Source organism: Afipia sp. DC4300-2b1 (genome assembly GCF_049895725.1).
Lineage (GTDB): Bacteria > Pseudomonadota > Alphaproteobacteria > Rhizobiales > Xanthobacteraceae > Afipia > Afipia broomeae.
In genome coordinates this window covers 354,201-380,113 of record NZ_JAFCSX010000001.1, presented here as the reverse complement: position 1 = coordinate 380,113, position 25,913 = coordinate 354,201, and the positions used below count along the sequence as shown (strand labels likewise).

Here is a 25,913-nt window from a genome sequence, read left to right as displayed (position 1 = left end):
AACCGGACCCGCAAAAAAACGGCCGCTGTTTCAGCGGCCGTTTTCGTTTGTCTGGCTGCGAGTTCAATCAGGCGTAATCGCTGTCGCCGTCATCGAAGTCGTCGTAATCCTCGTCGTCGTCCTGATCCTGGTCCTGATCGGCGTCCGCCTGCGCCTGATCGTAGGAACTCTGGCGCTGGCTGTCGTTGCCGCTCTTGCCGACGTCGTTGAGTCCGGCGTCGCGTGCGAGGCTGCCCGAGGACTGATCGTTGCTCCATGGCATCTTGCTGCCGCCGGAGTCAGCGCTGCTGCCGAAGCTCTGCTGGCTGCCGCCGCCCATCATGCCGCGCATGCTGTTCATCAGCATCGATCCGCCGATCACGCCGGCCGCGGTTGCCGCCGCCGTTCCGAGAAACGAGCCGCCGCCTCCGCCGAACATCCCGCCGCCGGGATTGCCGGCCCTTGGATCATTCATCCGCGGATCGTTCATGCGCGGGTCGCCGCCCATGCGGGCGTCGGCCTGATTGAGCGCCTGACCGCTGTTCCAGACTGGACCGCGCTGCGTGCCGTCACCGGGACGAACGCTCGGTACGGAACCGCGTCCCTGGCCGGGGCCGAGAATCGCATCGCGCATCGAATCGAGAAATCCGCCGGAGGGCTGCGGTTGCTGCGCGCCGCCCTCGAGTTCCTGGATGCGGGCCTCGGCGCGTTTGAGCGCTTCGTCCTGCACCAGCACGGTTTGCACGAGGGCGTAGACAGCATTCGGCGCGCGGCGCAAACCCTGCATGATTGCGGCCTCCGCGTCCGGCTCGCGCGGTGAATTCTCGACCTTGGCGAGGCGGTCGAACAGATCGTCAACCAGTTGGCGTTCCTGCGGTGTCATGATTCCCTCCTCAAGCATCCGGCATGCGAATGCGCGGAAAGATGTAACGTTGCATTGTGTCGGGGTAAGTCCCGGCGTGAATTAAATTTAGGAAAGTTGGCGCTTGCGGTGCGACAAAAAGCCGTAAGGACCACATTGAACCTCGTCATCCTGAGGTGCGAGCCGCGTCCGCGGCCAGCCTCGAAGGATGATTGTCCGAATGTCGCTGTCGCCCTTCGAGACGCGGCGCGTTGCGCCGCTCCTCAGGATGACGGCGGTTCCAGCGTCACGTTGTTTGCCGCCAGCAGGCGGGGGAAATCGTCGCTGCTCAGAAACGCGAATTCGCGTTCGCGCTGATGCGTGACGTCATCGAGGCTGACAAGCGTTTCGTCGACGAAGCCGGGATGGCACATCACCAGGCCGCGGTCGGGAAGACCGTCGAGAAAGCCTTTCATCGCGTCGGCGAATTCGCGGCCACGGACCATGTCATACGCGCCGGAAAATCCCGGATTGAAGGCGATGCCAGCGCGCGCGCTCTTCTTGCGAAACGTTTCGCTCAGCACATCGAGCAGCAGCGCCTTTGGGCTGTCGAGCCGCTGCGCCAGCGGCAATGAGCGGCCGCATTGGCGGACCCATGCGCCGGGCGCAGCCTCTTTTACCGCGACGAGAAACGCATCGCGAATTTGCGGAAACAGTTGCACGTGCTGGTGTCCGTCGACGTAATCCGGCGCGCGGCCGAACATTTGTCTGAAGGCGGCGATCTGAGCCAGCAGTTCGGCCTGAATGATTTCCGGGTCGAGCCGCCGTAGCAGGCTCGCGCGCAGCAGCCTGCCGAGGGGCAGAAACTGTCCGCCATTGACAGGGTTGAAGTGCATGGTCAGCGGATGAAACGGCGCAGTCAGCGTCGCGTGCAATCCGATCGCGCAGTCGGGATTGGCCGCAACCGCCTGCGTCAGGGCTTCGATCTCGGTGCGATCCACGGCGGCGCCGACCACCATGACGGAGGTGGCGTTGATCCGTTTCTGAACGATCAGATCACGGATTGCACGATTGACGCCGGGACTCATGCCGTAGTCGTCGGCGCACAACCAGATGTGGCGCGGCGGCGAACTCACGCTCATTCAGCCGCGGTCTGCGGTGTCTTGTCGGCGGCAGCAGACGTGTCGGCGCTCTTCACGCTGTGCTCCGCGACGAAATAGATCGGCCGCGCCTTGATCTCGGACAGGATCTTGCCGATGTATTCGCCGACCACGCCGATCATGATGAGCTGCACGCCGCCGATGGTCATCAGGCCGACCACCAGCGAGGGATAGCCGGGGACCGACTTGCCGTCGATAATCGTTTCCCAAAGTATCGACAGGCCGAACAGGAACGCGACGAACGCGAGCAGCAGCCCGAGCAGGCTCGCCACGCGCAGCGGCGCAACCGAGAACGATGTCAGTCCCTCGATGGACAGACCGAGCAGGCGGCCGGGACTGAAGCTGGTGACGCCATGCGCGCGCGCTTCGGGTTCATAGTCGACGCGAATCTGCTTGAAGCCGATCCATGTTGCGAGGCCCTTGAAGAAGCGATTGCGCTCGGGAAGCTGTCGCAGCGCGGCCGCCGCTCGCGGCGACAGCAGGCGGAAGTCGCCGGCGTCCTCGGGAATTTTCTGCCGCGAGCCCCAGTTGATCAGCGCGTAGAAGGTGCGCACGCCCATCCGCCGCAGGACCGATTCATTGTCGCGATGCGCCTTCGCAGTATAGACAACGTCATAGCCGTCATCGATCCAGTGGCTGACCAGCCGCTCCACCAGTTCCGGCGCGTGCTGGCCGTCGCCGTCCATGAACAGCACCGCGCCGCGCCGGGCATGATCGAGCCCGGCCATCAGCGCCGCTTCCTTGCCGAAATTGCGCGACAGCGACACCACCTGCACGTCGAGAGCGGTCGGCGGCAGCCCGCGCGCGATGCTCAACGTCGTGTCGGTCGAGCCGTCGTCGACATAGACGACTTCGCAGGCAAGTCCGTACTTCTGCTTGAGCGCGGCGGCGAGGGCGCAGAGACGCTCGTGCAGCCGCGCCAGACCTGCCGCTTCGTTGAAGGCGGGCACCACGATCGAAAGGCCTTGCGCAGCCGTAGTTCGGCTGCTGCCTGACAGGTTCGAGACATCGGCGCTCGGCGTCATCGGGTTGGTTTCCTCAGCATCCCTCGGGAGCATGATGTCATCCGGCATCACGCGCCTTCAAGTATCATATGGTAGTTGCCGGGTGCTGTCGCCACGGTGTGTCGGCAGCGTGCGCCGCCGCAATCTCCGAACCTTATTGTCCCAGGAATGTCTGGAGTTTGGCGAAAAGCGGATTGTCGCGGTCGAACACATATTCCAGCGATGCGATCGACACCGTCTCGGCGCCATGGTCGCGCAGGAAGCTGCTGAGCGCATAGAGCTGCGTCGGCGGACAGTGCAGCGTCACCATGCCCGATGAGGTCGGGCCGCCGAACGGCGACACCACGCCGAACCGGCTGTGGGCCTCGGCGAGCAGGGCGTCGTTGCAGGCCGCGAAGCGGGTGCGGACTTCCTTGTATTTACGGGCGCGGGCGCTGGCCGCGATGTGATCGAGGATAACCCGCGCGGTTTCCCGCGCGCTGTCCGACCAGTCGGCATCGCGCGAGGCGACGAGGTTGGCGTGGCTGCGCAGCATGACACCGTCGTCGAGCACCTTCAGCCCGTTGGCGGCGAGCGTTGCGCCGGTCGTGGTGATATCGACGATCAGCTCAGCCGTTCCCGCCGCGGGCGCGCCTTCGGTGGCACCGGCGCTTTCCACAATGCGGTAATCGACCACGCCGTGGCTGGCGAAGAAATTGCGCGTCAGATTGATGTATTTGGTCGCCACCCGCATGCGGTGATTGTGCTGGGCGCGGAACGAGGTCGCGACATCGTCGAGGTCCGCCATGGTGCGAACGTCGATCCACGCCTGCGGCACGGCCACAACGACATTGGCACTGCCGAAGCCGAGACTCTCGATCAGCATGACGCGCTTGTCGGCGTTGTGAATGTTCTCGCGGATCAGATCCTCGCCGGTAATTCCCATGTGCACCGCGCCGCGCGCGAGCTGTGCCGCAATCTCGCTCGCCGAGAGATAGGCGATCTCGACATTGGCGAGGCAGGACATGGTGCCGCGATACTCGCGCGAGCCGCGCGGTTTCGAGAGCGTCAGGTTCGCCTGCGCAAAGAAGGCTTCGGCGTTTTCCTGGAGACGTCCCTTGGACGGGACGGCGACAACGAATGGCGTGCTCATGCGGCGCTCCCCTGCGAAAGCGCTTCAATCCAGATCGAGAATCCCACGGCCGGGATCGGCTCGCGCGCACCGAGCCGGGTCAGCAGCCCGTCATAGCGTCCGCCCCCGACCAGCGGCTCCGAGCCGCCGCCTTTGGCGTGCAGCTCGAATTCAAAGCCGGTGTAGTAGTCGAGGCCGCGGCCGAATGCCGTGGAGAAGCGGATCGCCTTGGTATCGATGCCGCGCGCAGCCATGAAGCCGGTGCGGCTTTCAAACTGGTCGATGGCGGCGCCCAGATCGAGCTTCGCGTCTGCCGCGAGCGTGCGCAGTTGAGCCGCCGCGTCATCCGGCTCGCCGGCGATGCCGAGAAAACGCTCGATCAGTTGCAGCGCATGAAGCGGCAATGCGCCGCCCTTCAGTGTGGACTGCTCGAGAAAGCGGTCGGCGATTTCCGACACCGTGCGGCCGCCGACATTGCTGGTACCTGCGATCGACATCAGGTCGGTGACCAGCGCCAGCGCCGCCTTGCGGTCGGAGCCGGCGAGCGCGGCCAGAACGCCTTCATATTCATTGCGGGTCTTGCCGGTTTCCAGCGTCAGGCGCTGGAGATCCTGCGCGAGCGAAATCTTGCGGTTGAAATCCTTGATCAGCCGCCGCTTCCACACCGGATACAGGTCGAGCGCGTCGATCAGTGCGGCGAACAAGGCGACGTCGCCGGTGCGGATATCTACGCCGGTCACGCCGAACGCTGCGGCGGCTTCAAGACCGAGCGCCAGCATTTCGGCGTCGGCAGACGCGCGATCCTGACGGCCGAAGGATTCCACGCCGGCCTGGTTGAATTCGCTGGCCGCTCCGCCGCGATACCGGAACACCGGACCGAGATAGTAAAACCCCGCCGGCGAGCCCGCGCGCGATGAGGCGAGGTAGTCTCGCGCCACCGGAATGGTGAGGTCCGGCCGCAGGCACAGTTCCTCGCCGCTGGCGTCGGTGGTCAGATAGAGGCTCTTTCGGATGTCTTCGCCGGACAGATCGAGAAACGGCTCCGCCGGTTGCAGGATCGGCGGGCGCGCATGGGTGTAGCCAGCCCGCGCAAATGTCTGCAGCAAGGCCTCCGCCCGTGCGGCGGACCCGGTCGCGGTTGCGGCACTGGTCTGGCTCATTCTTCGGTATCCAACGAGATGTAAAAGGCTTGAATCGGCAGTCCCTTAACACGGGAATACCCGGGTTTCGACGACGATCCGGAAAAGGGCTTAATGAGAGGTCTTCCGGAATGCAACCTCAGCGTGCATCTGGTTAGCCCCAGTCGCCGAGCGCGGTCTGTACCACGGCGAGCGCCGCGACCGCAGCGGTATCGGCGCGCAGAATCCGGGGACCCAGCGACAGTTGCACCAGGCGGGGCTGCTTGAGGAGAAGCGCGCGTTCCTCTTCCGCGAACCCGCCTTCGGGTCCGATCAGCACATCGATACCGCTGGCGCCGCCGTTGCCCGCCTGTGCGAGGGCGGCGGCGGGGTTGGCCGTCGGAGCGTCTTCATCGCAGAACACCAGCAGCCGCGCTTCATTACGCGCGCCGAGCCAGCGCTCGAGCGGTTCGGGGTCGTGCACCTCGGCGAGGCTGAGAATGCCGCACTGCTCGGCGGCCTCGATGACATTGGCGCGCATCCGCTCGACGTTGACGCGGCTTGCCTGGGTAAACCGGGTTGTCACCGGCCGCAGCGCCGAAACCCCCATTTCAATGGCTTTTTGCACCATGTAGTCGAGCCGCGCGTGCTTCAGCGGGGCGAACACGTAATGCAGATCGGGCAGGCCGTCCTGTGGCCGGGTCTGGCTGACGATCTCCGCGCGGTCCGGCCGTTTGCGGCCTGCGAGAGTAGCCTGCCACTCGCCGTCGCGGCCGTTGAACATCAGGACGGTATCGCCTGCGGCGAGCCGCAGCACATTGCCGAGATAGTTGGTTTGATCGCGGTCGAGCGCGAGACCGGTACCGGCCGCAAGCGGTGCATCGACAAAAAGCCGCGGGCTGCGGAAATCGAGTTTGGGCATTACGCCAATCCATTCATTTTTCAGACTTCTAGCCGAATGATTCAGGATTGGCAGCCGTTTGCATGACGAGCCGCCGCGCTGCTGCCAGATTCAGCGGGTTGTTAAGGGGCGGCGAGAATCGTAAAAGCCACCTTCGCTGTGGTGGCAAATCCGCATTGGAACCCGCCGGAGGAAAATCCGTGACCGCCTACCGTTCTATCGCATTGCTGGCTGCCGCCACCTTCGTCCTGCATGCTGCGGATGTCCGCGCACAGGGCGCCTTTCCGGCACCGCTGCCAGGACAGGCCGCACCGGCTCCAGCGAGCAATGCATCGCCGTTTCCTCCGGTGAACAGCGCACCCGCCACATCGCCATTTCCGCCCGTCAACGGTGCAACCGCTGCGCCGGTCGGACCGCAGCCGTCGCCGAGCGCTTTTAGTACCGGTGCTCCGCCCGTTGGCGGCGGCGGTTTCGGCGGGCCACCCCAGCAACAGGCCGGTCCGCCGCCGGGCGCGGAAGAGTGTCAAAAGGGCTTCCTGCCGCTGCGCGCGGATGTGGAAGCCAAGGGCAAGCTTGTTCAGGCCGCCGGCAAGCGTAAGGCAACGCCGCAGGAAGCCTGCAAGCTGATCGGGAATTTCGTGCAGGCCGATGCGAAGATGATCAAGTTCGTCGATGCCAACGCGCAGAAATGCGGCATCCCTCCTCAGGTCGGTGAGCAGATGAAGAAGGGGCATGCCAATTACACCCAGCTTCAGCAGCGGGTTTGTTCAGCGGCGCAGCAGCAGCAGGCAGGACCTGCGGGCCCGAGCCTGAGCGAAGCGCTCGGCTCCGCAACGTTGCCCGAGGCCAAGCCGTCCAAGCGTGGCGGCAGCACTTTCGATACGCTGAACGGCAACGTCCTGACCCGCTGATCCGAGAAGGGTTGCGATGAGCAACGCCGCAGCCCCCGTCGCCGACTCGACCGCCAACTGGGTCGATACCCATGCGCCGCTCTGGGCGCGGCCTTATCTCCGGCTCTCGCGCTTCGACCGTCCGATCGGCTGGTGGCTGCTGCTGATGCCTTGCTGGTGGTCGGCCGCGCTGGCCGCGGGCATCGCGCATGACGTGCGCGGGCTGCCGCTGGTTATCGTGCTGTTCTTCATCGGCGCGGTGGTCATGCGCGGCGCGGGATGCACCTGGAACGACATCACCGATCGCAAGCTCGACGCACAGGTTGAGCGCACCCGGTCGCGGCCGATTCCGGCCGGACAGGTGACGGTCCGGCAGGCCGCAGCCTTTCTCGTGCTGCAGGCGCTGACCGGGCTCGCGGTGCTGCTGCAGTTCAACGGCTTTGCGATCCTCACCGGCATCGGCTCGCTCGTGGTGGTTGCGATCTATCCCTTCATGAAGCGGGTCACCTACTGGCCGCAGGTGTTTCTGGGTCTCGCGTTCTCATGGGGCGCGCTGATGGGATTTGCGGTCATCCTGGCGCGGATCGATGCCACGGCGCTTTTTCTCTACGCAGGCTCGATCGCGTGGGTGATCGCCTACGACACGATCTATGCGCATCAGGACACCGAGGACGATGTGCTGATCGGCATCAAGTCGACGGCGCTGCTGTTTGGGGAACGGACGCAGCTCGCGCTGACGATTTTCTACAGCATTGCTGTCGTGCTGATCGGCGTCGCGCTGTGGCGCGGCGGCTCGCAATGGCTCGCGTGGATCGGACTGGCGGCGTTCGCCGCGCATCTGGTCTGGCAGGTGCGGACCATCCGGATCGATGACTCGGCGCTATGCCTGCGGCTGTTCAAATCGAACCGGAACGCGGGATTGCTGCTGTTCGCCGGATTGCTCGCCGACGCCGTACTGCGAAGTTTGTAGATTTCAGTGACGTGCGATGATCTCGCGTTCGCCGCGATGAATGGATTGCTCCATCGCAGGGCGGCCCGCCTTGCGGCGCACGAGAAACTTCGGACGGCGATCCTTGATGATGTTGCGGCGGCGGCGACGCGGCGCGGGCTCCCGGGTGTCGCCCGTTTCGTCTTCGATCTGCGGCAAGGCAAACAGATCGCCCCACATCTGCCAGGCCATATCCAGATGCAGATCGTCCGCGGTGACCAGCAGCGGCACCGACAAGGATGGATCGCTGTGAACCAGAACCAGCGCGCGTCCGTCGTTGGTTTCGCGGCAGGCGATGCCGAGAAATTCGCTGACGCGGACATTGATCGCCATGCGGATGCCGCCGACGGCACGGCGCACGGTGACGCGTTCGCGATTGATTTCGATATGCCTGACGCCGCCATCGGCGCGGCCATCGCGCGCTTCAAAGCTGACCGGCAAAGAATGGGGGTCGAGCTGCAACATGCAGCTCGACCCGACGGGTTGCACCCCGCCGACTCCGAATTGACGCCTCACGGCTTTATCTCCCACGCCGGAATTATGTTCCCGGTCGATGGGAGGAGCATGCCAGAGCCGCGTCCGAATCCGCTTAAGAAGGCTGGTTAATCGTCTCTCACTGTGTTTGCTTCAGTTCTCATGATTGACGAGACGTTGGCGCGGATGATTGACGAGACCTTGCCAGTGCCCCGAATCCGATGTTCGCCTCACGTGAAATATCTGCCTTACGGGCCTCGAAAACGCTTGAAGTCCGCGTAAAACAGGCACATCTCATGATGTGTTGCATTCGTATCCAAGCCTCGGGAAATTGTTTGTGAACTCTTCACCAAACGCATCATTGTCGCCATCACCGAAATCAACGACATCCGGATTGCTCGATCAGACCGCGTTGAGCGATCTGGCACAGCGTCTCGTGGAAGCGGCGAAGCGTGCGGGCGCTGACTCGGCGGATGCCATCGCAGTGCGCGGCGTAGCGCAGAGCATTGAGGTTCGTGACGGCAAGGTCGAGGAATCGGAACGGTCGGAAGGCGACGACGTCGGCTTGCGCGTGTTTGTCGGCAAGCGGCAGGCAGTGGTTTCAACCAGCGACATCGGCGGCGATGTTGCAAGGCTGGCCGAGCGCGCGGTTGCGATGGCGCGGGTCGCGCCCGACGACGAGTACGTCGGTCTCGCCGATCCGTCGCTGCTGGCGAAGCAGTTTCCCGATCTCGATCTGCTCGATCCGCAGGTGCCCTCTGTGGACGAATTGGAGCGGCGTGCGCTGGAAGCGGAAGCGGCGGCACTTGGAGTCAAGGGCGTGTCGAAGTCCGGCGGCGCCTCTGCTTCCGCGGGAATCGGCGGCATGGTACTTGTGACCTCGACCGGGTTTCACGGATCCTATCTGCGTTCGAGCCAAAGCATCTCGACGGTGGCGATTGCGGGTGAAGGCACCGGCATGGAGCGCGACTACGATTTCACGTCGGCGATCCACGGCTCCGATCTCGAATCGCCGGCAAGCGTCGGGCAGCGTGCGGGCGAGCGCACCGTGGCGCGGCTCAATCCGCGCAAGGTCGCCACCTGCAAGGCGCCGGTGGTGTTCGACCCGCGTGTCTCGAATTCGCTGGTGGGTCATCTGGTCGGCGCGGTGAACGGGACATCGATCACCCGCAAGACGAGTTTTCTGAAGGATCGTCTCGGTCAGCAGTTGTTCGACAAAGGAATTCGCATTATCGACGATCCGCTGCGCGTGCGCGGGATGCGGTCGCAGGCCTTCGACTCCGAAGGCGTAGCGACCAGGAAACAGGCCATTATCGACGACGGTGTGTTGACGACATGGCTGCTGGATTCCGCGACCGCGCGCGAACTGGGCCTGGCGACCACGGGGCACGCCCATCGCGGTGTCTCGTCGTCGCCCTCGCCCGGACCGTACAATCTTCACCTTGAGGCCGGTCAGCTTTCGCCCGCTGAGCTGATCGCCGATATCAAGGAAGGTTTCTATGTCACCGACCTGATCGGATCCGGCGTCAACGGCGTGACCGGCGACTACAGCCGTGGCGCTGCCGGTTTCTGGATCGAGAACGGCCAACTGACATATGCGGTGAGCGAAGTGACCATCGCGGGTCACCTGCTGGATATTTTCAAATCGATGGTTCCCGCCAACGACCTTGCGTTCAAGTACGGCGTCAACGCACCGACCGTGCGCGTGGGGGAACTGACGATTGCCGGTCGCTGATTCCGATATGATCAGCGATACCGCCCTGACGCGCGACGCTGAACTCCTCGCTGGCGTGGTTCGCGAAGCCGGTGCGCTGGCGCTCGATCTGTTTCGCACCGAGTTGAAAACCTGGATCAAGGGCAAGTCGTCGCCGGTGTCCGAGGCCGACATCGCGGTCAACGACCTGATCGAGACGCGGTTGCGTTCCGCGACGCCGGATTACGGATGGCTCTCTGAGGAAAGCGCCGACGATCCGTCGCGGCTCGGCAAATCGCTGACATGGATCGTCGATCCCATCGATGGCACCCGCGCCTATCTCGCGAAGCAGGACGACTGGTCGGTCTCTATCGCGCTGGTTGCAGACGGATCGCCGCTGCTCGGCGCGGTCTTCGCACCCGCGAGTAATGAGTTCTTTTTCGCAACGCGCGGGCGGGGCGCCGTGCTGAACGGAGCGCGGATAACAGCCGCGCCCGGCGCCGCGATCGATTTTCCGAAGATTGCGGGGCCCAAACCCCTGGTTGAGCGTCTCGGCGGCATGCGCGAGGGCGAAACTCTTCATCCGAGAATCGGATCTCTCGCCTTGCGGCTGGTGCGGGTGGCAGATGGGCGGCTTGATGCCGCATTTGCCGCCGGGCATAGCCGTGACTGGGACCTTGCCGCGGCCGATTTAATCGTGCACGAAGCGGGCGGGGAAATGACCTCACTGGCCGGAGAACGTCTGGTTTACAATCAGACCGACGTTCGTCACGGGTTGCTGGTGGCGGCGGGGCATGCGCGGCACGCGCATATCGTGAAACATTTTCGGGAAAACCCGATTCCGTGGTGATTGCGAGCATGGTTTTTGCTTGAATTCATCGGCCGGTCCTTGCTTTTTGGGAAAGCACCTCATGTCCGAAACTGTGCAACCGCAGTTGCTTCACCTCGTGATCGGCGGCGAGCTTCTCGACCTCGATCACGTGACTTTCAAGGATCTCGACAAGGTCGAGGTCGTCGGCCTGTTCCCGAACTACGCCACCGCCTATGCGGCCTGGAAGAGCAAGGCCCAGCAAACCGTCGACAACGCCCACATGCGTTACTTCATCGTTCATCTCCACCGGCTGCTCGATCCCGGTCAAGATTCAAAGTCGGCCCATTGAAACGATTTCTTCGAGATCTCGGCCGCTCGAGATGGGTGCAGCGTGCTGCGGGTACGACCGCGGCGGAATTTTTGCGTTTTGTGTGGTGGACGAACCGTTTCACGCTCGACCCGCCGAACGTCTACAAGTGCATCGAACCGGATATGCCGGTCATCATCGCGTTCTGGCATGGCCAGCACTTCATGATGCCGTTCCTGAAACTGAAGCAGTATTCCGCCAAGGTCCTGATCTCCCGTCATCGCGACGGCGAGATCAATGCGATCGCAGCGGAACGCCTCAACGTCGGGACGGTGCGCGGCTCGGGCGATCACGGAACGGAATTTCACCGCAAGGGCGGTGTCGGCGCGTTCAAGATGATGCTGCGGACGCTGGAAGATAACATCAACATGGCGCTGACCGCGGATGTGCCGAAGGTTGCGCGGAAGGCGGGCCTCGGCATTATCATGCTGGCGCGCGAGTCCGGACGGCCGATCCTGCCGGTGGCGATCGCCACCAGCCGGTTCAAACGCCTCAACAACTGGGACCGCTCGGTCATTCATTTGCCATTCGGGCGTGGCGTCATTGCCGCGGGCGAGATTCTCTGGGTGCCGCGCGATGCGGACACCGAGACGATGCAGAAGCTGCGCCTGCAACTCGAAGAGCGGTTGAACGACGTGACGCGCCGCGCCTACGACCTGGTCGGACTCCCGAACGAGGGTCTTCATGCCTAGCGCGCTCCCAGCGACGCTTGCGGCGTACCGGCGGCTGTCGGCTCTTGCCGCGCCGCTCGCAGCGCCGCTCATCGCGCGCCGGCTGAAGCAGGGCAAGGAAGATCCCGAGCGGCTCGGCGAACGCCGCGGCGTTGCCAGCGTGGAGCGCCCGCCCGGACCGCTGATCTGGATTCATGGCGCGAGTGTCGGCGAGGTGCTTGCGGCGGCGGGACTGATCGAGCGGCTGCGGGCGCTGAATGTCCGCATCCTGCTGACCTCGGGCACGGTCACCTCGGCCGCTATTGTGGCGCGGCGGTTTCCGCCCGACGTCATTCATCAATACATCCCGTTCGATTCGCCGCGCTTTGTGTCAGCCTTTCTCGATCACTGGAAGCCCGGCCTGGCGCTCTTCATTGAGTCGGACATCTGGCCCAATCTGATCCTGTCGAGCGCCGAGCGGCGCATCCCGATGGTCATCATCAACGGCCGCATGTCGCCGCGCTCGTTCCCGCGCTGGCAGAAACTGCGCGGCACCATCTCCACACTGCTGGAGTGCTTCGATCTTTGCCTCGCGCAATCCGACCGCGACGGCGAACGCTTCGCGGCGCTGGGCTGTCCGAACGTCGTGACATCCGGAAATCTGAAGCTCGATGTCGAGGGGCCGCCCGCAGACGTGAAGAAGCTGGAGCGCCTCAGGGAGGCGACGCAGCGCCGGCTGGTGTTCCTCGCAGCCTCCACGCATCCCGGCGAGGACGAAATCATTCTCGATGCGCATCGGCGTCTGGCGGCGCGGATGCCGCAATTGCTGAGCGTGATCGTGCCGCGTCATCCCAATCGCGGCGCGGCCATCGCGCGGATGCTGACGGATGGCGGCATGCAGGTGGCCCTGCGCTCGCAGGACGAACTGCCCGGCGCCGGGACGGACATCTATGTCGCCGATACCATGGGTGAACTCGGGTTGTTCTACCGGCTGGCGCCGGTGGTGTTCATGGGCGGTTCGCTGGTGGCGCACGGCGGGCAAAACCCGATCGAAGGCATCAAGCTGGGTGCTGCGATCCTGCACGGACCGCACGTGTTCAACTTCGGCGACATCTACGACGCGCTCAATCAGGCCGGGGGGGCTATTCGCGCCGAGACCGGCGAGGAATTCGTGAAGTCGCTCGGGCATCTTCTTGTGAATCCGATTGCGCGGCAGCGTTCCGTCGGTGCGGCGGAAACCGTCGTCAGCCGGCTTGGCGGCGCGCTCGACAAGACGCTCGCAGCGCTGGAGCCATATCTTCTGCAACTGCGGCTGGAGAGCGGGGGCTCCGATGCGTGAGCCGGCCTTCTGGTATCGGCCGCCATCATTGCTATCGCGATTGCTTGCGCCGCTTGGCGCGATTTACGGAGCGATCACCGCGCGGCGGATGTCGCGCGCCGGAGCGTCTGCAGGAATTCCGGTTCTTTGCGTCGGCAACTATCATCTCGGCGGTGCAGGCAAGACGCCGACGACGCTCGCGCTTGTGAAAATCCTGCGCGAACTGGGCGAGCAGCCGTTCGTGGTCAGCCGTGGTTACGGCGGAACGCAGCAGGGACCCCTGCGCGTCGATCCGGCGTCGCATTCCGCTGCCGATGTGGGCGATGAGCCCTTGATGCTGGCCTCAAATGTGTCCGTCATCGTATCACGCGACCGTGTCGCCGGCGCGTCACTGGCGCGAACGTCCGGTGCGAGTGTTGTGCTGCTGGATGACGGCTTTCAGAATCCGGCGCTTGCGAAGGATGCGTCGTTGATCGTGATCGATGCTGCGCGCGGTATCGGCAACGGCGGTGTATTTCCGGCTGGTCCGCTGCGCGCGCCTGTCGAGCCCCAGGTCGCACGCACCGACGCGCTGATTGTGATCGGCGCAGGCGATGCGGCCGATCAAATCGCCGCAGTGCTGGCGAAGCGCGGCGCACCCGTGTTGCGCGCGCGGCTCGTGCCGGGTCAAGCCTCGGTCGATGCCTTGCGCGGTCAGCGCGTGCTGGCGTTTGCAGGGATCGGCGATCCGGCGCGGTTCTTTGCGACGTTGCGTGCCAGCGGCGCGGACGTGATCGAACAAAGGGCCTTCGCCGACCACCATCCATTCACGCCGGACGAGATCGGGCGGCTGGTGTCGGACGCCACAGCAAAAACACTTAAGCTGGTGACCACCGAAAAGGATATGGCACGCATCCGCAGCGATGCACGCCTCAAGGCCGATGCAGATCGCATCGCGACCTTCGCGGTCACGCTCAGGTTCGACGATGAAACTGCGTTGCGGGATTTCGTGACGGCGCGGCTGGCAAAAGCGCGCGCGATAAATCTTTAGGCCTTCTTCAACTGCGCGGGATAGTGCCGCTGCAACACGGCTTCCGGCGTCGCATAGGCTTCCTGCCGGTCGACGCTCCAGTACTTCAGTTCGTCCAGCGGGATGTGTTCGCCGGTGATGGCGCAGCGGACGTAGGAGCCGGGAGAGGTCACGCGAAAATCGCCGTCGAGATATTCGACCTGCGCTTCGCCCTGGCCGGAAGGCCCGAATTTATTGAGCACGATAACTGTCCTTGTGGAATCCGGCAGATTGTCGTCCGGAGAGATAGCTCAAATATAGGCATGATCCAGAAGAGTGGAAACCGGTTTTCGGAGAGATCATGCCAGCAAAGCCGGCAGCAGAGGCGTTGAACCCGCTTTGGCAGCTCAAAAAAGGTCGCCCTGAACCTTTTTGACGCCAAAATCGGTGGTCCGCCTCGATGCAGGCTTTGCCGGCGCGGCTTTCGGCTTCGCCGCGGCTGTTCCCTCGCCATCTGCGGTTGCGCCGATGCGTCCGTCGGCGAACTCGATGGTGAGATGCTGGCCGGAGCCGACATGGGCCGCCGCATGCAGCGGCTGGCCGTGTTCGTCGCGCACCAGTGCGAAGCCGCGATCCAGCACGCCCTTGTAGGACAGTGCATTCAAAAGCTGCGCGACATACTTCAGCCGCGTCTCGCGCTGCTGGATATGCAGATCGGCGCAGCGCCGCGCGCTCGTGGCGAGCCGCGCGACCTTCTCCTTGCCGCGATCGATCTGCGCGCGAAGTGCCGTCACCGTCAGCCGTCCGCCGATCGCGGACAGCCGTCGCTCGTACACATGAGCGTTGGCGCGCAAGGCGCGGGGTAGTTGCGCGCTGGCGCGGTCGAGACGCTGGCGTGGAATGTTGAGCAGGTCGGTCGCCTTCGGCAACGCGCGCGCCGCCGCGCGCAATTCGCTGCGGCGATGTTCCTGTCCGCGCTGCCAGCACAGCATGGCGCGACGTTCCAGTGACGAGACCTCGACGAACAATTCGGCGCGCACGGGGACTGCCATCTCGGCCGCCGCGGTCGGCGTCGGTGCGCGTTTGTCGGCGGCGAAATCGATCAGGGTGACGTCGGTCTCGTGGCCCACCGCTGAAATCAGCGGGATCATGCTCTCCGCCGCGGCACGCACCACGCTCTCTTCGTTGAACGACCACAGGTCTTCCAGCGAGCCGCCGCCGCGTGCGACGATCAGCAAGTCAGGCCGGGGAATCCGGCCGCCCTCTTCAAGTGCGTTGAAGCCGCGAATGGCGGCGGCGATCTGCTCGGCGGAGCCCTCGCCCTGAACACGCACCGGCCACACCAGCACGCGGCGCGGGAAACGGTCTTCCAGCCGGTGCAGGATGTCGCGGATCACGGCGCCGGTGGGCGAGGTCACCACACCGATCACTTCGGGCAGCCACGGCAGAAGCTGCTTGCGCGCTTCGTCGAACAGGCCCTCGGCGGCGAGCTTCTTCTTGCGCTCTTCCATCAGCGCCATCAGCGCGCCGACACCGGCCGGCTCGATCGCCTCGATCACGATCTGGTATTTCGACGAGCCCGGAAAGGTGGTGAGCTTGCCGGTGGCGATGACTTCCAGGCCTTCCTGCGGCTTGAACCGCATCCGGCCATGAACGCCCTTCCAGATCACCGCCTCGATCTTGGCGCTGTCGTCTTTCAGGGCGAAATAGCAGTGGCCCGACGAATGGGGTCCGCGAAAGCCCGAGATTTCGCCGCGCACCCGCACATGGCCGTAGGCGTCCTCAACCGTCCGCTTCAGAGCCGAGGACAGCTCCGAAACGGTAAATTCCGGTGAATTGGGCAGCGGTTCGGCGGCAGTGGCTTTCATCGCGACTCGAATCTATTGCGGTGATCAAACACCATGTTAAACCCTTCTATCATCCCAGAAACGCCGGTTCGACCCTTATCCATGAATATCCTTTTGATCGGTTCCGGCGGGCGCGAACACGCGCTGGCGTGGAAAATGGCGGCCTCGCCACTGCTGACGAAACTGTGGTGCGCGCCGGGCAATGCCGGCATCGCGCAGGACGCGGAGTGCGTCGCCCTTGATGTCGCGAATCATGCGGCGGTGATCGATTTCTGCAAGATGAACAAGGTCGACCTCGTGGTGGTCGGTCCTGAAGCGCCGCTGGCAGCCGGCATCGTTGATGATCTTGCCGCAGCCGGCATCAAGGCGTTCGGGCCCAGCAAGGCTGCGTCACAACTCGAAAGCTCCAAGGGCTTCACCAAGGACATCTGCAAGGCGAACAACATTCCGACCGCGGCCTATGAGCGGTTTCGCGATGCGGACGCCGCGAAAGCCTATATCCGCAAGCAGGGTGCGCCGATTGTCGTGAAGGCTGACGGTCTCGCCGCGGGCAAGGGCGTCGTGGTGGCGATGACGCTGGCCGAGGCTGAAGCCGCCGTCGATGCGCTGTTCACTGCCGCGGGAGCGGAAGCGGTCGTTGAGGAATTCATGGAGGGCGAGGAAGCCTCGTTCTTCGTGCTGTGCGATGGTGACAGCGCGTTGCCGCTGGCCGCCGCGCAGGATCACAAGCGCGCCTTCGACGGCGACAAGGGACCGAATACCGGCGGCATGGGCGCCTATTCGCCGGCGCCGGTGTTCACCGACGCGGTGCGCGAGCGGACGATGACCGAGATCATCCTGCCGACGCTGCGCGCGATGAAGGCGATGGGCATGCCTTACAAGGGCGTGCTGTTCGCAGGTCTGATGATCACCAGGGATGGCCCGAAGCTGATCGAATACAATGCGCGCTTCGGCGATCCCGAGACGCAGGTGCTGATGATCCGCCTGATGTCGGACCTCGTGCCGGCGCTGCTCGCCTCGGTCGAAGGTGAATTGAAGCATTTCGACCTGCGCTGGTATCCCGAGCCCGCGCTCACCGTTGTGATGGCCGCGAAGGGCTATCCCGGCGACTATGCCAAAGGCACGGTCATCGAAGGTCTCGATGACGCTGCGAAGATCGAAGGCGTCGAGATCTTCCATGCCGGCACCAAGGCCGCCGGAGATAAAATTCTCGCCAATGGCGGACGGGTGCTGAATGTCACTGCAACAGCCGGGACCGTCAGCGAGGCGCAACGCAGGGCCTATGAGGCCATCGATCGAATCCGGTGGCCGGAAGGCTTCTGCCGCCGCGATATCGGCTGGCAGGCGGTGGCGCGGGAGCAGAAGTCCTAAACCGGGTGCTGTTTCGTGCACGCATAGGACCCATAACCACGTTATCGAGCTGAAATTTTCGCCGCGGTGCGGTGTTGTTGCAGGACTGACTTTAGATCATTGAATTCAGTGAGTATGGGTCCCCGCAATAGCCGGGATAATAACAAGGGTCCAGAAATCCCATGTCCGATCTCGCCGATCTTTTTCCTGGCTTCAAATCCGAATGGATCAGTACACGCGGCGGGCGCATTTTCGCCCGCGTCGGCGGCAATGGACCGCCGTTGTTGCTATTGCACGGCTATCCGCAGACCCATGTGATGTGGCATCGCGTCGCGCCGATGCTGGCTTCGAGGTTCACGCTCGTGATCCCGGATTTGCCCGGCTACGGCTGGTCGGACGTTCCGAAGACCGACGAGAACCATACGCCGTTCACCAAGCGGGCGATGGCGCAGGTGATGGTCGAGGCGATGGAAAAGCTCGGCCATGTGCATTTCGGCCTCGCGGGTCATGACCGGGGCGGCCGCGTCGCTTACCGGCTGGCGCTCGATCATCCGGGGCGGCTGTCGCGTTTCGCGACGCTCGATATTCTGCCGACCTACGATTACTGGGCGAAGATGGATCGCGGTTTCGCGCTCCGGATCTATCACTGGGCCTTTCTGGCGCAGCCGCATCCGTTGCCGGAGAACCTGATCGCGTCGAATCCCGACGATTATTTCGGCCGCACCTTCAAGAGCTGGGCCAAGAAGGATGCGCCCAATCCGTTCGATCCGCGTGCGGTCGAACATTACCTGACGGCGTTTCGCGATCCGCTGCGCATTCATGCGGCGTGCGAGGATTATCGCGCCGGGGCCTATGCCGATTTCGAGCAGGACAAGGCCGACGTTGAAGCCGGCAACAAGATCACGGTGCCGCTTTTGGCGCTGTGGGGCGGGGCGGGCATTGCGTCCTCGGCTTCGAGCCCGCTCGACACCTGGCGTAACTGGGCGACGAACGTCAGTGGACACGCCATTGATGCGGGCCATTTCCTTCCCGAGGAAAACCCGCAGGCAACGGCCAACGCATTACTTGAATTCTTTCAGGGGCAGGATTGATGGCATTACGGGAGGCAAGGCGAGAAGATATCCGGCGGATTGTTGAAATGCTGGCGGATGATGAGATCGCGCGCGGGCGCGAGGATTTCTCCAGTAACATGGCGGCGTATTGCGCCGCGTTCGACGCCATCGCGGCGGACCCCAACAACACGCTTTATGTGTGGGATCACGAGGGCACGGCGATGGGGTGCCTGCAACTGACCTTCATTCCCGGCATGTCCTATCACGGCAGCTGGATTGCGAAGGTCGAAGGTGTGCGGGTCGACCGTTCCCTGCGGGGGCTCGGCATCGGCGAACAGATGATGGAGGCGATGATCGCCAGGTCGCGTGCGCGCGGCTGCAAGCAATTGCAGCTCACCACCGACAAGCGGCGCGTCGATGCGCAGCGCTTCTATGCGCGGCTTGGCTTCGACGCCTCGCATGAGGGCATGAAGATCAATCTGATTTGAAATATTGCGGTTTCGTGCCACGGCCACTAGCGTTGTCATTGCGAGGAGCGGTAGCGACGAAGCAATCCATCCTTGACTTGAGAATGGATTGCTTCGCTTCGCTCGCAATGACGGTTTGGCTTACCGCCGCGCCTTGAAGAAATTCGTCAGCAGCGCGGCGGCTTCGCTTTCGCCGACTGAGGGATAAATCTCCGGCGCATGATGACAGGTCGGCGAGGCGAAGAATCGCACGCCGCTGTCCACCGCGCCGCCCTTCGGATCGGCCGCGCCGTAGTAAAGCCGCCGGATGCGGGCGAAAGAGATCGCCCCCGCGCACATGGTGCAGGGTTCCAGCGTGACATAGAGATCGCAATCGGTCAGACGTTCGCTGCCGGTGACGCGGGCAGCCTCGCGGATTGCCAGAATCTCGGCATGCGCGGTCGGATCGCGGTCGGTGAGGGTGCGGTTACCGGCCTGCGCGATCACCGTGCCGCCCCGCACGACGACGCAACCGATCGGCACTTCCCCGGCGGTTTCGGCGATTTCGGCCTGTTTCAGCGCCAAATCCATGAAAGATCGTGCCGTCATGCCTCGTTTCCGGCAATAAACTCTGTTAGTACGACGCCTTCAGCAAACGCGAGAACCGGTTTTGCGCGAAAATGCGCCCTGATTTACAAGGGCGCGTGCCGCCAGCCAATTTCACGTTGTGCGACAGTCCGATATTCTGCCCAACGTCCTGAGAGATCATTCATGCCCCGCGACAACGATAAAAACAACGGCCGTCCGCCGCGCCGTGAAGGCGGAGCGGGTGGAGGCTACAAGGCCGGCGGCAGAGACCGCCCCGGTGGAGGCGCGCGCGGCGGAGGAAGTTCGCGCGACGAGCGGCCGGCACGATCCGGCGGCCCGCGCGGCGACAAGAAATTCGGCGACCGCAAGTTTGGTGACAAGCGTCCGTCCGGCGACAAGCGGCCCTATGCGCCGAAGCCCTATGCCGGCAAGCGCGACGATTTCCGCAAGGACGGACCGGATCGCGGCCCGCGCAAGGACTTCGGCTCGCGGGATCGGGGCGAAGCGCGGTCATTCAAACCGCGCGAGGATCGTGGCGAAGGCCGTCCGTTCAAGCCACGTGGCGATCGTCCCGAAGGGCGTTCGTTCAAGCCGCGTGAGGATCGCGGAGAGGGCCGTTCCTTCAAACCGCGTGGTGATCGCAGCGAAGGGCGCCCGTTCAAGCCGCGTGAGGATCGTGGTGAAGGCCGTTCCTTCAAGCCGCGCGATCGCGACGACCGCGCACCACGCAGCGCAGGTGCCGGACGTTTCCAGGATAAAAAATTCGGAGACAGGAAGTTCGGCGAGAAGCGGCCCTACACGCCGCGCGGCGAAGGCAGAGATGACCGTCCCGCCCGCTTTAACCGGGACGACCGTCCGCAGCGCGATGAGCGCCCGCGCTTCAACCGTGACGACCGGCCCGCGCGTGGTGCGCCGGATCGCGGACCGCGCAAGGATTTCAGCCGAGGTGAAGACCGCGGTGCCGACAAGCCCTGGCAGAAGCGCGGACCCTCGCGCGATGGTGACAGCCGTCCGCCGCGCCGTGAAGGTGCTGGTGGTTTCGACAAGCCCCGTTTCGACCGTGGCGATCGCGATTCCAGCGAGCGTCCGCGTTTTTCGCGCCCCCGCTTTGACAAGCCGCGCGACGACCGCGCACCGCGTGGCCGCAGTGACTGGCAGGAGCATCCACGCAGTGAAGCCGGTGAACGCCCTCGCCGCGACAACGAGGACGACAGCAAGGTCTTCGCCAAGCGGCCCGCGTTCGGCGGCCGCGGCGAATACCGCGAGCGCAAACCCGATTTCGACCGGCGCGCGCCGCGTGCGGCACCGGAAAAGAAAAAGACCGGCGAGCGCATCGCCAAGATCGTCGCGCGCGCGGGGCTATGTTCGCGCCGCGACGCCGAGGACTGGATCGTGCAGGGCCGCGTTGCGGTGAACGGCCGCGTGATCAATTCGCCGGCGCTCGACATCACCGACAACGATGTCGTCACCATCGACGGCAAGCCGTTGCCGGAGCGCGAGCGCACGCGGCTGTTTCTCTATCACAAGCCGCGCGGCCTGATGACGACCCACGACGATCCCGAGGGCCGTCCGACGGTGTTCGACAATCTGCCTGAGGGGCTTCCGCGCCTCATCAGTGTCGGCCGGCTCGACTTCAACACCGAAGGCCTGCTGCTGCTGACCAATGACGGCGGGCTCGCCCGCGCGCTGGAACTGCCGGACACCGGCTGGCTGCGGCGTTATCGCGTCCGCGCCCACGGCGAAGTTACGCAGGCCCAGCTCGACGAACTGAAAAAGGGCGTCGAGGTCGACGGCGTGAAGTATGGTTCGATCGATGCGACGCTGGAGCGCGACAAGGCGGCCAACGTCTGGATCGTGTTTGCGATCCGCGAAGGCAAGAACCGCGAAGTGCGCAACGTCATGGCGCATCTCGGCCTCGAAGTGAACCGGCTGATCCGCATTTCCTACGGGCCGTTCCAGCTCGGCGAGATCGAGGAAGGCCAGGTCGAGGAGATCAAGTCGCGGGTGCTGCGCGACCAGCTCGGCGAGAAGATCGTCGCGATGTCCGGCGCGCAGTTCGACAAGCCGGTGAAGCAGGCCGCGGAGGACGAAGACGCGCCGCGCATCAAGGGCCGCATCAAGCCTGCGGGAAAGAAGAGCGGACTGATCGCGGACCGCAAGGGCCGCAGGATTCTTGTGACCCGTGCAGGCAGCGACGAAGCCCGTGCGCGCAACGAGGAAGCAGCCGGCGGCTACGGCCCGCCGCGGCGTCCGCAACGCGGCTACAAGGGCAAGCGCGATCTGAAGCCAAAAGACGGCGTCACGGAAGACTGATGCATGATCCGGAAAAGTGGGAACCGGTTTTCCGATAAGATCATGCCCGGAGTCTAGCATGCGTGTCGTCGGTGGCCGTCTGAGAGGCCGGAACATTGCCTCGCCCTCGTCGAATGACATCCGTCCGACGCAGGATCGTCTGCGCGAGTCGCTGTTCAACATCCTGATGCATGCGTATGAGAACCCGATCGACGGCGCGCGGGTGCTCGATCTGTTCGCGGGCACCGGTGCGCTTGGTATCGAGGCGGTGTCGCGCGGCGCGGCGTTCACGCTGTTCGTGGACAACGGCGCGGAGGCGCGGGCGCTGCTGCGCAACAATGTCGAAGCGCTCGGGCTCGGCGGCGTCACCAAGGTCTATCGCCGCGATGCCACCAATCTCGGCCCGGCCTATCCGGTCGAGCCGTTCGCGCTGGTGTTTCTCGATCCGCCGTATGGGCGCGGACTGGCCGACAAGGCGCTGGCCTCCTTGCGCGACGGCAAATGGCTGACGCCGGAGGCGCTGGTCGTGGTCGAGGAATCGAAGGCGGCGGCGTTCAAAGCGCCCGAGGGCTTCGAGGAACTCGAGCGCCGCTCCTATGACGATACAGAATTTGTATTTCTGCGGGCGACGGCGCTGCCATAACTTGAATTTTCATTCAGATGTAACGTGTCAAGTTAACTCAGCAGCATTTTTCGACGCTGAATCTGAATTCGCCGGGACATCGCAATTCGTCCACCACTTTGCCTTTTGCAGCGAAGATCGTCACCGTTTTGCCGTTACGATTTTGGCGGCTTATCGCCGCCCGAACAGCTTCTCGATGTCGGCGAGTTTCAGTTCGACGTAAGTCGGGCGACCGTGATTGCACTGGCCGGAATTCGGCGTCACCTCCATCTCGCGCAGCAGGGCGTTCATTTCCTCGGGCTTGAGAATGCGCCCCGCGCGCACCGAGCCGTGACAGGCCATCGTCGCCGCGACATGCATCAGCCGCCGTTCGAGCGGCAGCGCTTCGTCCCATTCGGCCATGTGCTCGGCGAGATCGCGCAGCAATGAGGCGGCATCGGTCTTTCCCAGCAGTGACGGCGTCTCGCGCACGGCAATCGCACCGGGTCCGAACGACTCGATACTCAGCCCGAATTTCTCCAGTTCGCCAGCGCGCGCCACAAGCCTTTCGACTGTGGCTTCGTCCATCTCGACGATTTCGGGGATCAGCAGGATCTGCCGCTGCACGCCGTTGCGTTCGAGCGACGCCTTCAGTCGTTCATAGACAATGCGCTCATGGGCGGCGTGCTGATCCACGATCACGAGGCCGTCGCGGGTCTGGGCGACGATGTAGTTTTCGTGGATCTGGGTGCGCGCTGCGCCGAGCGGGCTGTCGATCAGGCTAGTCGCAGATGTCGGCTCATGGCGAACGTCGGCTGTCGGTGCGCCGGTATCGAACGCGGCTTGTGCGGCTTCCGCGAAAGCGTTCGAGGCAAATACGTTGGTATAGGCGGGTGCAGCGGGAGCCGTCGGGAAACTCGGCGAGCGCCGCCAGTCCCAGCCGCGGCTGGACGGAATGCTTCCCGGACGAAAAGCCATGATCGCGGCGCCGTCGGAATTCGCAGCGGTGCGCCTGCCTTCGCGTGCGAGGCCGTCTTTCAACGCATGCACGATCAGCGCGCGGACAAGCCCGGCATTGCGGAAACGTACTTCGGTTTTCGCCGGATGAACGTTGGCATCGACCTCCTGGGTGTCGAGGGTGACGAACAGCGCCACCACGGGATGCCGGTCGCGCGGTAGATAATCGGCATAGGCCGCACGCACTGCCCCGAGAATCAGCTTGTCACGCACCGGCCGTCCGTTGACGAACAGATATTGTCCGAGCGCGTTGGCGCGTGTGAGCGATGGAGCGGCCGCAAAGCCTTCGACGCTTACACCATCGCGTTCGGCGCGCACCTCGATAGCGCTGGCGCGAAAATCCGCCCCCAGAATATCGCCGAGCCGTGTCAGACGGCCGGGAGCGCCGGGCAGCGCCGCCGCCCATGTGACCGGCGCGCGCTCCTCGCCGGACAATGAAAACGCAATATCCGGCCGCGCCATCGCCAGACGGCGCACGACTTCGCGAACGGCTTCCGCCTCGGTGCGGTCAGTCTTGAGAAATTTCAATCGCGCTGGCGTCGCGTAGAACAGATCGCTGACCTCGACCCGCGTTCCGGCAGTCAGGGCGGCGGGGACGATATCGGACTTTGCTCCGGCGTCGACACTGAGCGTCCATGCATGAGGCTCGGTGGCGTGCCGGGTGGCGATGTTGAGTTTTGACACCGCGCCGATCGAGGGCAGCGCTTCGCCGCGAAAGCCCAGCGTGCGGATGCGCAGCAGGTCCTCGTCGTCGAGCTTCGATGTCGCGTGACGGTCGACTGACAGCGCGAGATCGTTATGCGTCATGCCTGCGCCGTCGTCGGTGACGGCGATGCGGCGGCGTCCGCCACCTTCGGTGAAAATATCGATGCGCGACGCGCCGGCATCGATGGCATTCTCCACCAGTTCCTTCACCGCGCTCGCGGGCCGCTCAACCACCTCGCCGGCGGCGATGCGGTTGACGATTTGAATGGGGAGCTGGCGGACGGGCATGGGAATTCCGGGGCGATTCGCTGATCCGGCGTATTTTACCCGGGGATCGGCTCGATTGTACGGCCGAACAGGTATGTTTTACCCGCTAATTCTCAATCGTCGAAACTGCGCGTATTGCGCTTTGCCTTGACGTCGCTGCGGCGCTTCTTGCCGTCGAGACGGCGCATCTTTGAGCCGAGGGTCGGCCGCGTGGCGCGGCGCGGTTTCGGGCGAACGGCGGCTTCGCGCAACAGCTCCAGCAGCCGGTCGATGGCGTCGGCGCGGTTGCGCTCCTGGGTGCGGAAGCGCTGGGCGTGAATGACGATCACGCCGTCCTTGGTCATGCGCTGGCCTGCAAGCGTTGTCAGCCGCGTCAGCACGTCCGGTTCAAGCGTGATGCGCCCGACATCGAAGCGCAATTGCGCCGCGGTCGAGAGCTTGTTGACATTCTGTCCGCCCGGGCCTGAGGCGCGAACGAACGCAATGTCGAGGTCCTTCTCGTCAATGGTGATGTCGCGTGTGACCCGGATCATGCAGCACGCCTAGCACGGTCGGAGCCAACCGGCACCGGTTTTCGCGTCAGTGCGTTGCCGGGACCGCCGTCTCGCTGTGGATTCGCGCCACCATCTCTCCCGCGAGATAGATCCCGAGCAGCAGCATCGCGATCAGAAACCAGCGCCGGAACGTATCCGCATCCATGCGCGAGCGGAGCAGCTGGCCGAGGTACATGCCGGCGAAGGCGGTCACCATTGCAACAAGGCCGGGAATGGCGACAGTCGCGTTCAGCAGCCCCGCGCCGGTGAGGTTGAACGCCAGCGCCACGGTCGCGGTGGTGAAGAACACACCGAGCGCCTGGACCAGTTCGTCCTTCTCCATCCCGATGGCCTGCATGAACGGCATCGAGGGAATGACCTGCACCCCGGTCGCAGCCGAGATCACGCCGGTGACCAGCCCGACAATGCCGCCGAGCCATTTCTCGTTCCGGCGCGCGACGCTGAAGCGGACCCTGGACAGTCCGATGATGGCGTAGATCACGAGCAGCACGCCGAGCACGATGGTGCCGTAGCGCGCGTAGGGGCCCGTCATCAGGCCTCCGCCCGACAGGATGCCGAGCACCGTGCCGACCATCAGCGGCCACAGCCGGCGCACGATGTCGCGCAGATAGGGGCCGACGAAGGTCTGCCAGATGTTGGTGACGATGGCGGGCACGATCACGATGGCGAGCGCATGCGCGGGCGGCATCCGCGTGGCAAGGAGACCCATCGCCACGGTGGGCAGGCCCATGCCAATGGTGCCTTTGACGAAGCCCGCTAGCAGGAAGACCGCGGCAATGACGATCAGGAGAATCGGATCGGAGAGGGAGCTGGACATGGCGCGTACATTGACCGAGGGCGGCAAACTGCACAATCTGGAGGTTACGTAGCAAGCCTTCGGCTCTGGCGAAGGCAGTGTAAA

Annotated in this window: 26 protein-coding genes; 13 read left to right on the top strand and 13 right to left on the bottom strand. The window is 64.1% G+C overall.

Going from position 1 to position 25,913, the window contains the following annotated elements; translation table 11 throughout:
- Positions 1 to 67 precede the first annotated feature (67 nt).
- The 6 genes from ACP7AL_RS01915 to ACP7AL_RS01890 form a co-directional block, all read right to left on the bottom strand.
- A complete protein-coding gene (locus ACP7AL_RS01915) occupies positions 68 to 862 on the bottom strand; it encodes a DUF2076 domain-containing protein (RefSeq protein ID WP_425988227.1) in 795 nt (264 codons plus the stop codon).
- A gap of 242 nt (positions 863 to 1,104) precedes the next feature.
- The gene (locus tag ACP7AL_RS01910; protein WP_425988225.1) at positions 1,105 to 1,962 is read right to left on the bottom strand and encodes a ChbG/HpnK family deacetylase; all 858 of its coding nucleotides are present in this window, start codon (positions 1,960 to 1,962) and stop codon (positions 1,105 to 1,107) included.
- Entirely contained in the window at positions 1,959 to 3,005 is a 1,047-nt protein-coding gene (locus ACP7AL_RS01905; protein ID WP_041712864.1) for a glycosyltransferase family 2 protein, read from the bottom strand. Before ACP7AL_RS01905 ends, ACP7AL_RS01910 begins: the two co-directional genes overlap by 4 nt.
- A gap of 133 nt (positions 3,006 to 3,138) precedes the next feature.
- A complete protein-coding gene (gene hisG / locus ACP7AL_RS01900) occupies positions 3,139 to 4,116 on the bottom strand; it encodes an ATP phosphoribosyltransferase (RefSeq protein ID WP_425988222.1) in 978 nt (325 codons plus the stop codon).
- Positions 4,113 to 5,255, bottom strand: a complete 1,143-nt coding sequence (locus ACP7AL_RS01895; protein WP_425988220.1) for an ATP phosphoribosyltransferase regulatory subunit — start codon at positions 5,253 to 5,255, stop codon at positions 4,113 to 4,115. Before ACP7AL_RS01895 ends, hisG begins: the two co-directional genes overlap by 4 nt.
- A 133-nt stretch (positions 5,256 to 5,388) precedes the next feature.
- A complete protein-coding gene (locus ACP7AL_RS01890) occupies positions 5,389 to 6,135 on the bottom strand; it encodes a 16S rRNA (uracil(1498)-N(3))-methyltransferase (RefSeq protein WP_425988217.1) in 747 nt (248 codons plus the stop codon).
- Positions 6,136 to 6,314: 179 nt separating this feature from the next.
- Between ACP7AL_RS01890 and ACP7AL_RS01885 the strand changes: the two genes are divergently transcribed.
- The gene (locus tag ACP7AL_RS01885; protein WP_006022225.1) at positions 6,315 to 7,025 is read left to right on the top strand and encodes a hypothetical protein; all 711 of its coding nucleotides are present in this window, start codon (positions 6,315 to 6,317) and stop codon (positions 7,023 to 7,025) included.
- A gap of 16 nt (positions 7,026 to 7,041) precedes the next feature.
- Positions 7,042 to 7,974, top strand: a complete 933-nt coding sequence (ubiA, locus tag ACP7AL_RS01880) for a 4-hydroxybenzoate octaprenyltransferase (RefSeq protein ID WP_425988214.1) — start codon at positions 7,042 to 7,044, stop codon at positions 7,972 to 7,974.
- A 3-nt stretch (positions 7,975 to 7,977) separates the two neighbouring features.
- Here the strand turns inward: ubiA and ACP7AL_RS01875 are convergent, their stop codons facing one another.
- On the bottom strand, positions 7,978 to 8,508 hold the full coding sequence (locus tag ACP7AL_RS01875) for a DUF6101 family protein (RefSeq protein ID WP_006022222.1): 531 nt from the start codon (positions 8,506 to 8,508) through the stop codon (positions 7,978 to 7,980).
- A gap of 295 nt (positions 8,509 to 8,803) precedes the next feature.
- Between ACP7AL_RS01875 and ACP7AL_RS01870 the strand changes: the two genes are divergently transcribed.
- The 6 genes from ACP7AL_RS01870 to lpxK all read left to right on the top strand — a co-directional run bounded on the left by ACP7AL_RS01870 (position 8,804) and on the right by lpxK (position 14,335).
- Positions 8,804 to 10,201, top strand: a complete 1,398-nt coding sequence (locus ACP7AL_RS01870; RefSeq protein WP_425988210.1) for a TldD/PmbA family protein — start codon at positions 8,804 to 8,806, stop codon at positions 10,199 to 10,201.
- A complete protein-coding gene (locus ACP7AL_RS01865; RefSeq protein WP_006022220.1) occupies positions 10,188 to 11,009 on the top strand; it encodes a 3'(2'),5'-bisphosphate nucleotidase CysQ in 822 nt (273 codons plus the stop codon). Before ACP7AL_RS01870 ends, ACP7AL_RS01865 begins: the two co-directional genes overlap by 14 nt.
- A gap of 61 nt (positions 11,010 to 11,070) precedes the next feature.
- On the top strand, positions 11,071 to 11,319 hold the full coding sequence (locus tag ACP7AL_RS01860; protein ID WP_006022219.1) for a DUF4170 domain-containing protein: 249 nt from the start codon (positions 11,071 to 11,073) through the stop codon (positions 11,317 to 11,319).
- Complete coding sequence (locus ACP7AL_RS01855) at positions 11,316 to 12,029, top strand: lysophospholipid acyltransferase family protein (protein WP_006022218.1); 714 nt, start codon at positions 11,316 to 11,318, stop codon at positions 12,027 to 12,029. Before ACP7AL_RS01860 ends, ACP7AL_RS01855 begins: the two co-directional genes overlap by 4 nt.
- Positions 12,022 to 13,326, top strand: a complete 1,305-nt coding sequence (locus ACP7AL_RS01850) for a 3-deoxy-D-manno-octulosonic acid transferase (protein ID WP_425988206.1) — start codon at positions 12,022 to 12,024, stop codon at positions 13,324 to 13,326. The genes ACP7AL_RS01855 and ACP7AL_RS01850 overlap by 8 nt, the downstream gene beginning before the upstream one ends.
- On the top strand, positions 13,319 to 14,335 hold the full coding sequence (lpxK, locus tag ACP7AL_RS01845) for a tetraacyldisaccharide 4'-kinase (RefSeq protein ID WP_425988204.1): 1,017 nt from the start codon (positions 13,319 to 13,321) through the stop codon (positions 14,333 to 14,335). The genes ACP7AL_RS01850 and lpxK overlap by 8 nt, the downstream gene beginning before the upstream one ends.
- Here the strand turns inward: lpxK and ACP7AL_RS01840 are convergent.
- Both ACP7AL_RS01840 and xseA read right to left on the bottom strand, forming a co-directional pair.
- Positions 14,332 to 14,556, bottom strand: coding sequence for a DUF2093 domain-containing protein (locus ACP7AL_RS01840; RefSeq protein WP_002713413.1), 225 nt, complete (start codon positions 14,554 to 14,556; stop codon positions 14,332 to 14,334). The genes lpxK and ACP7AL_RS01840 overlap by 4 nt on opposite strands.
- 144 nt (positions 14,557 to 14,700) lie before the next feature.
- The gene (xseA, locus tag ACP7AL_RS01835; RefSeq protein ID WP_425988201.1) at positions 14,701 to 16,161 is read right to left on the bottom strand and encodes an exodeoxyribonuclease VII large subunit; all 1,461 of its coding nucleotides are present in this window, start codon (positions 16,159 to 16,161) and stop codon (positions 14,701 to 14,703) included.
- Between the two features lie 81 nt (positions 16,162 to 16,242).
- On the opposite strand from xseA, the gene purD reads away from it, so the two are divergent.
- The 3 genes from purD (at position 16,243) to ACP7AL_RS01820 (ending at position 19,030) form a co-directional block, all read left to right on the top strand.
- A complete protein-coding gene (gene purD / locus ACP7AL_RS01830) occupies positions 16,243 to 17,511 on the top strand; it encodes a phosphoribosylamine--glycine ligase (RefSeq protein ID WP_425988198.1) in 1,269 nt (422 codons plus the stop codon).
- A gap of 161 nt (positions 17,512 to 17,672) precedes the next feature.
- On the top strand, positions 17,673 to 18,581 hold the full coding sequence (locus tag ACP7AL_RS01825; RefSeq protein ID WP_425988196.1) for an alpha/beta fold hydrolase: 909 nt from the start codon (positions 17,673 to 17,675) through the stop codon (positions 18,579 to 18,581).
- Positions 18,581 to 19,030, top strand: coding sequence for a GNAT family N-acetyltransferase (locus ACP7AL_RS01820; protein ID WP_425988194.1), 450 nt, complete (start codon positions 18,581 to 18,583; stop codon positions 19,028 to 19,030). Before ACP7AL_RS01825 ends, ACP7AL_RS01820 begins: the two co-directional genes overlap by 1 nt.
- Positions 19,031 to 19,150: 120 nt before the next feature.
- Here ACP7AL_RS01820 and ACP7AL_RS01815 read toward each other — a convergent pair whose 3' ends face one another.
- Positions 19,151 to 19,597, bottom strand: a complete 447-nt coding sequence (locus ACP7AL_RS01815; protein WP_006022210.1) for a nucleoside deaminase — start codon at positions 19,595 to 19,597, stop codon at positions 19,151 to 19,153.
- Positions 19,598 to 19,759: 162 nt separating this feature from the next.
- On the opposite strand from ACP7AL_RS01815, the gene ACP7AL_RS01810 reads away from it, so the two are divergent.
- The gene (locus ACP7AL_RS01810; protein ID WP_425988192.1) at positions 19,760 to 21,889 is read left to right on the top strand and encodes a pseudouridine synthase; all 2,130 of its coding nucleotides are present in this window, start codon (positions 19,760 to 19,762) and stop codon (positions 21,887 to 21,889) included.
- 58 nt (positions 21,890 to 21,947) lie between these two features.
- Complete coding sequence (gene rsmD, locus ACP7AL_RS01805; RefSeq protein ID WP_425988190.1) at positions 21,948 to 22,511, top strand: 16S rRNA (guanine(966)-N(2))-methyltransferase RsmD; 564 nt, start codon at positions 21,948 to 21,950, stop codon at positions 22,509 to 22,511.
- 150 nt (positions 22,512 to 22,661) lie between these two features.
- On the opposite strand, the gene mutL is transcribed toward rsmD, so the two are convergent.
- The 3 genes from mutL to ACP7AL_RS01790 all read right to left on the bottom strand — a co-directional run bounded on the left by mutL (position 22,662) and on the right by ACP7AL_RS01790 (position 25,829).
- Positions 22,662 to 24,479, bottom strand: coding sequence for a DNA mismatch repair endonuclease MutL (gene mutL, locus ACP7AL_RS01800; protein WP_425988188.1), 1,818 nt, complete (start codon positions 24,477 to 24,479; stop codon positions 22,662 to 22,664).
- Positions 24,480 to 24,571: 92 nt separating this feature from the next.
- A complete protein-coding gene (gene arfB / locus ACP7AL_RS01795; protein ID WP_425988185.1) occupies positions 24,572 to 24,991 on the bottom strand; it encodes an alternative ribosome rescue aminoacyl-tRNA hydrolase ArfB in 420 nt (139 codons plus the stop codon).
- Between the two features lie 46 nt (positions 24,992 to 25,037).
- Positions 25,038 to 25,829, bottom strand: a complete 792-nt coding sequence (locus tag ACP7AL_RS01790; RefSeq protein WP_425988183.1) for a sulfite exporter TauE/SafE family protein — start codon at positions 25,827 to 25,829, stop codon at positions 25,038 to 25,040.
- Positions 25,830 to 25,913 lie beyond the last annotated feature (84 nt).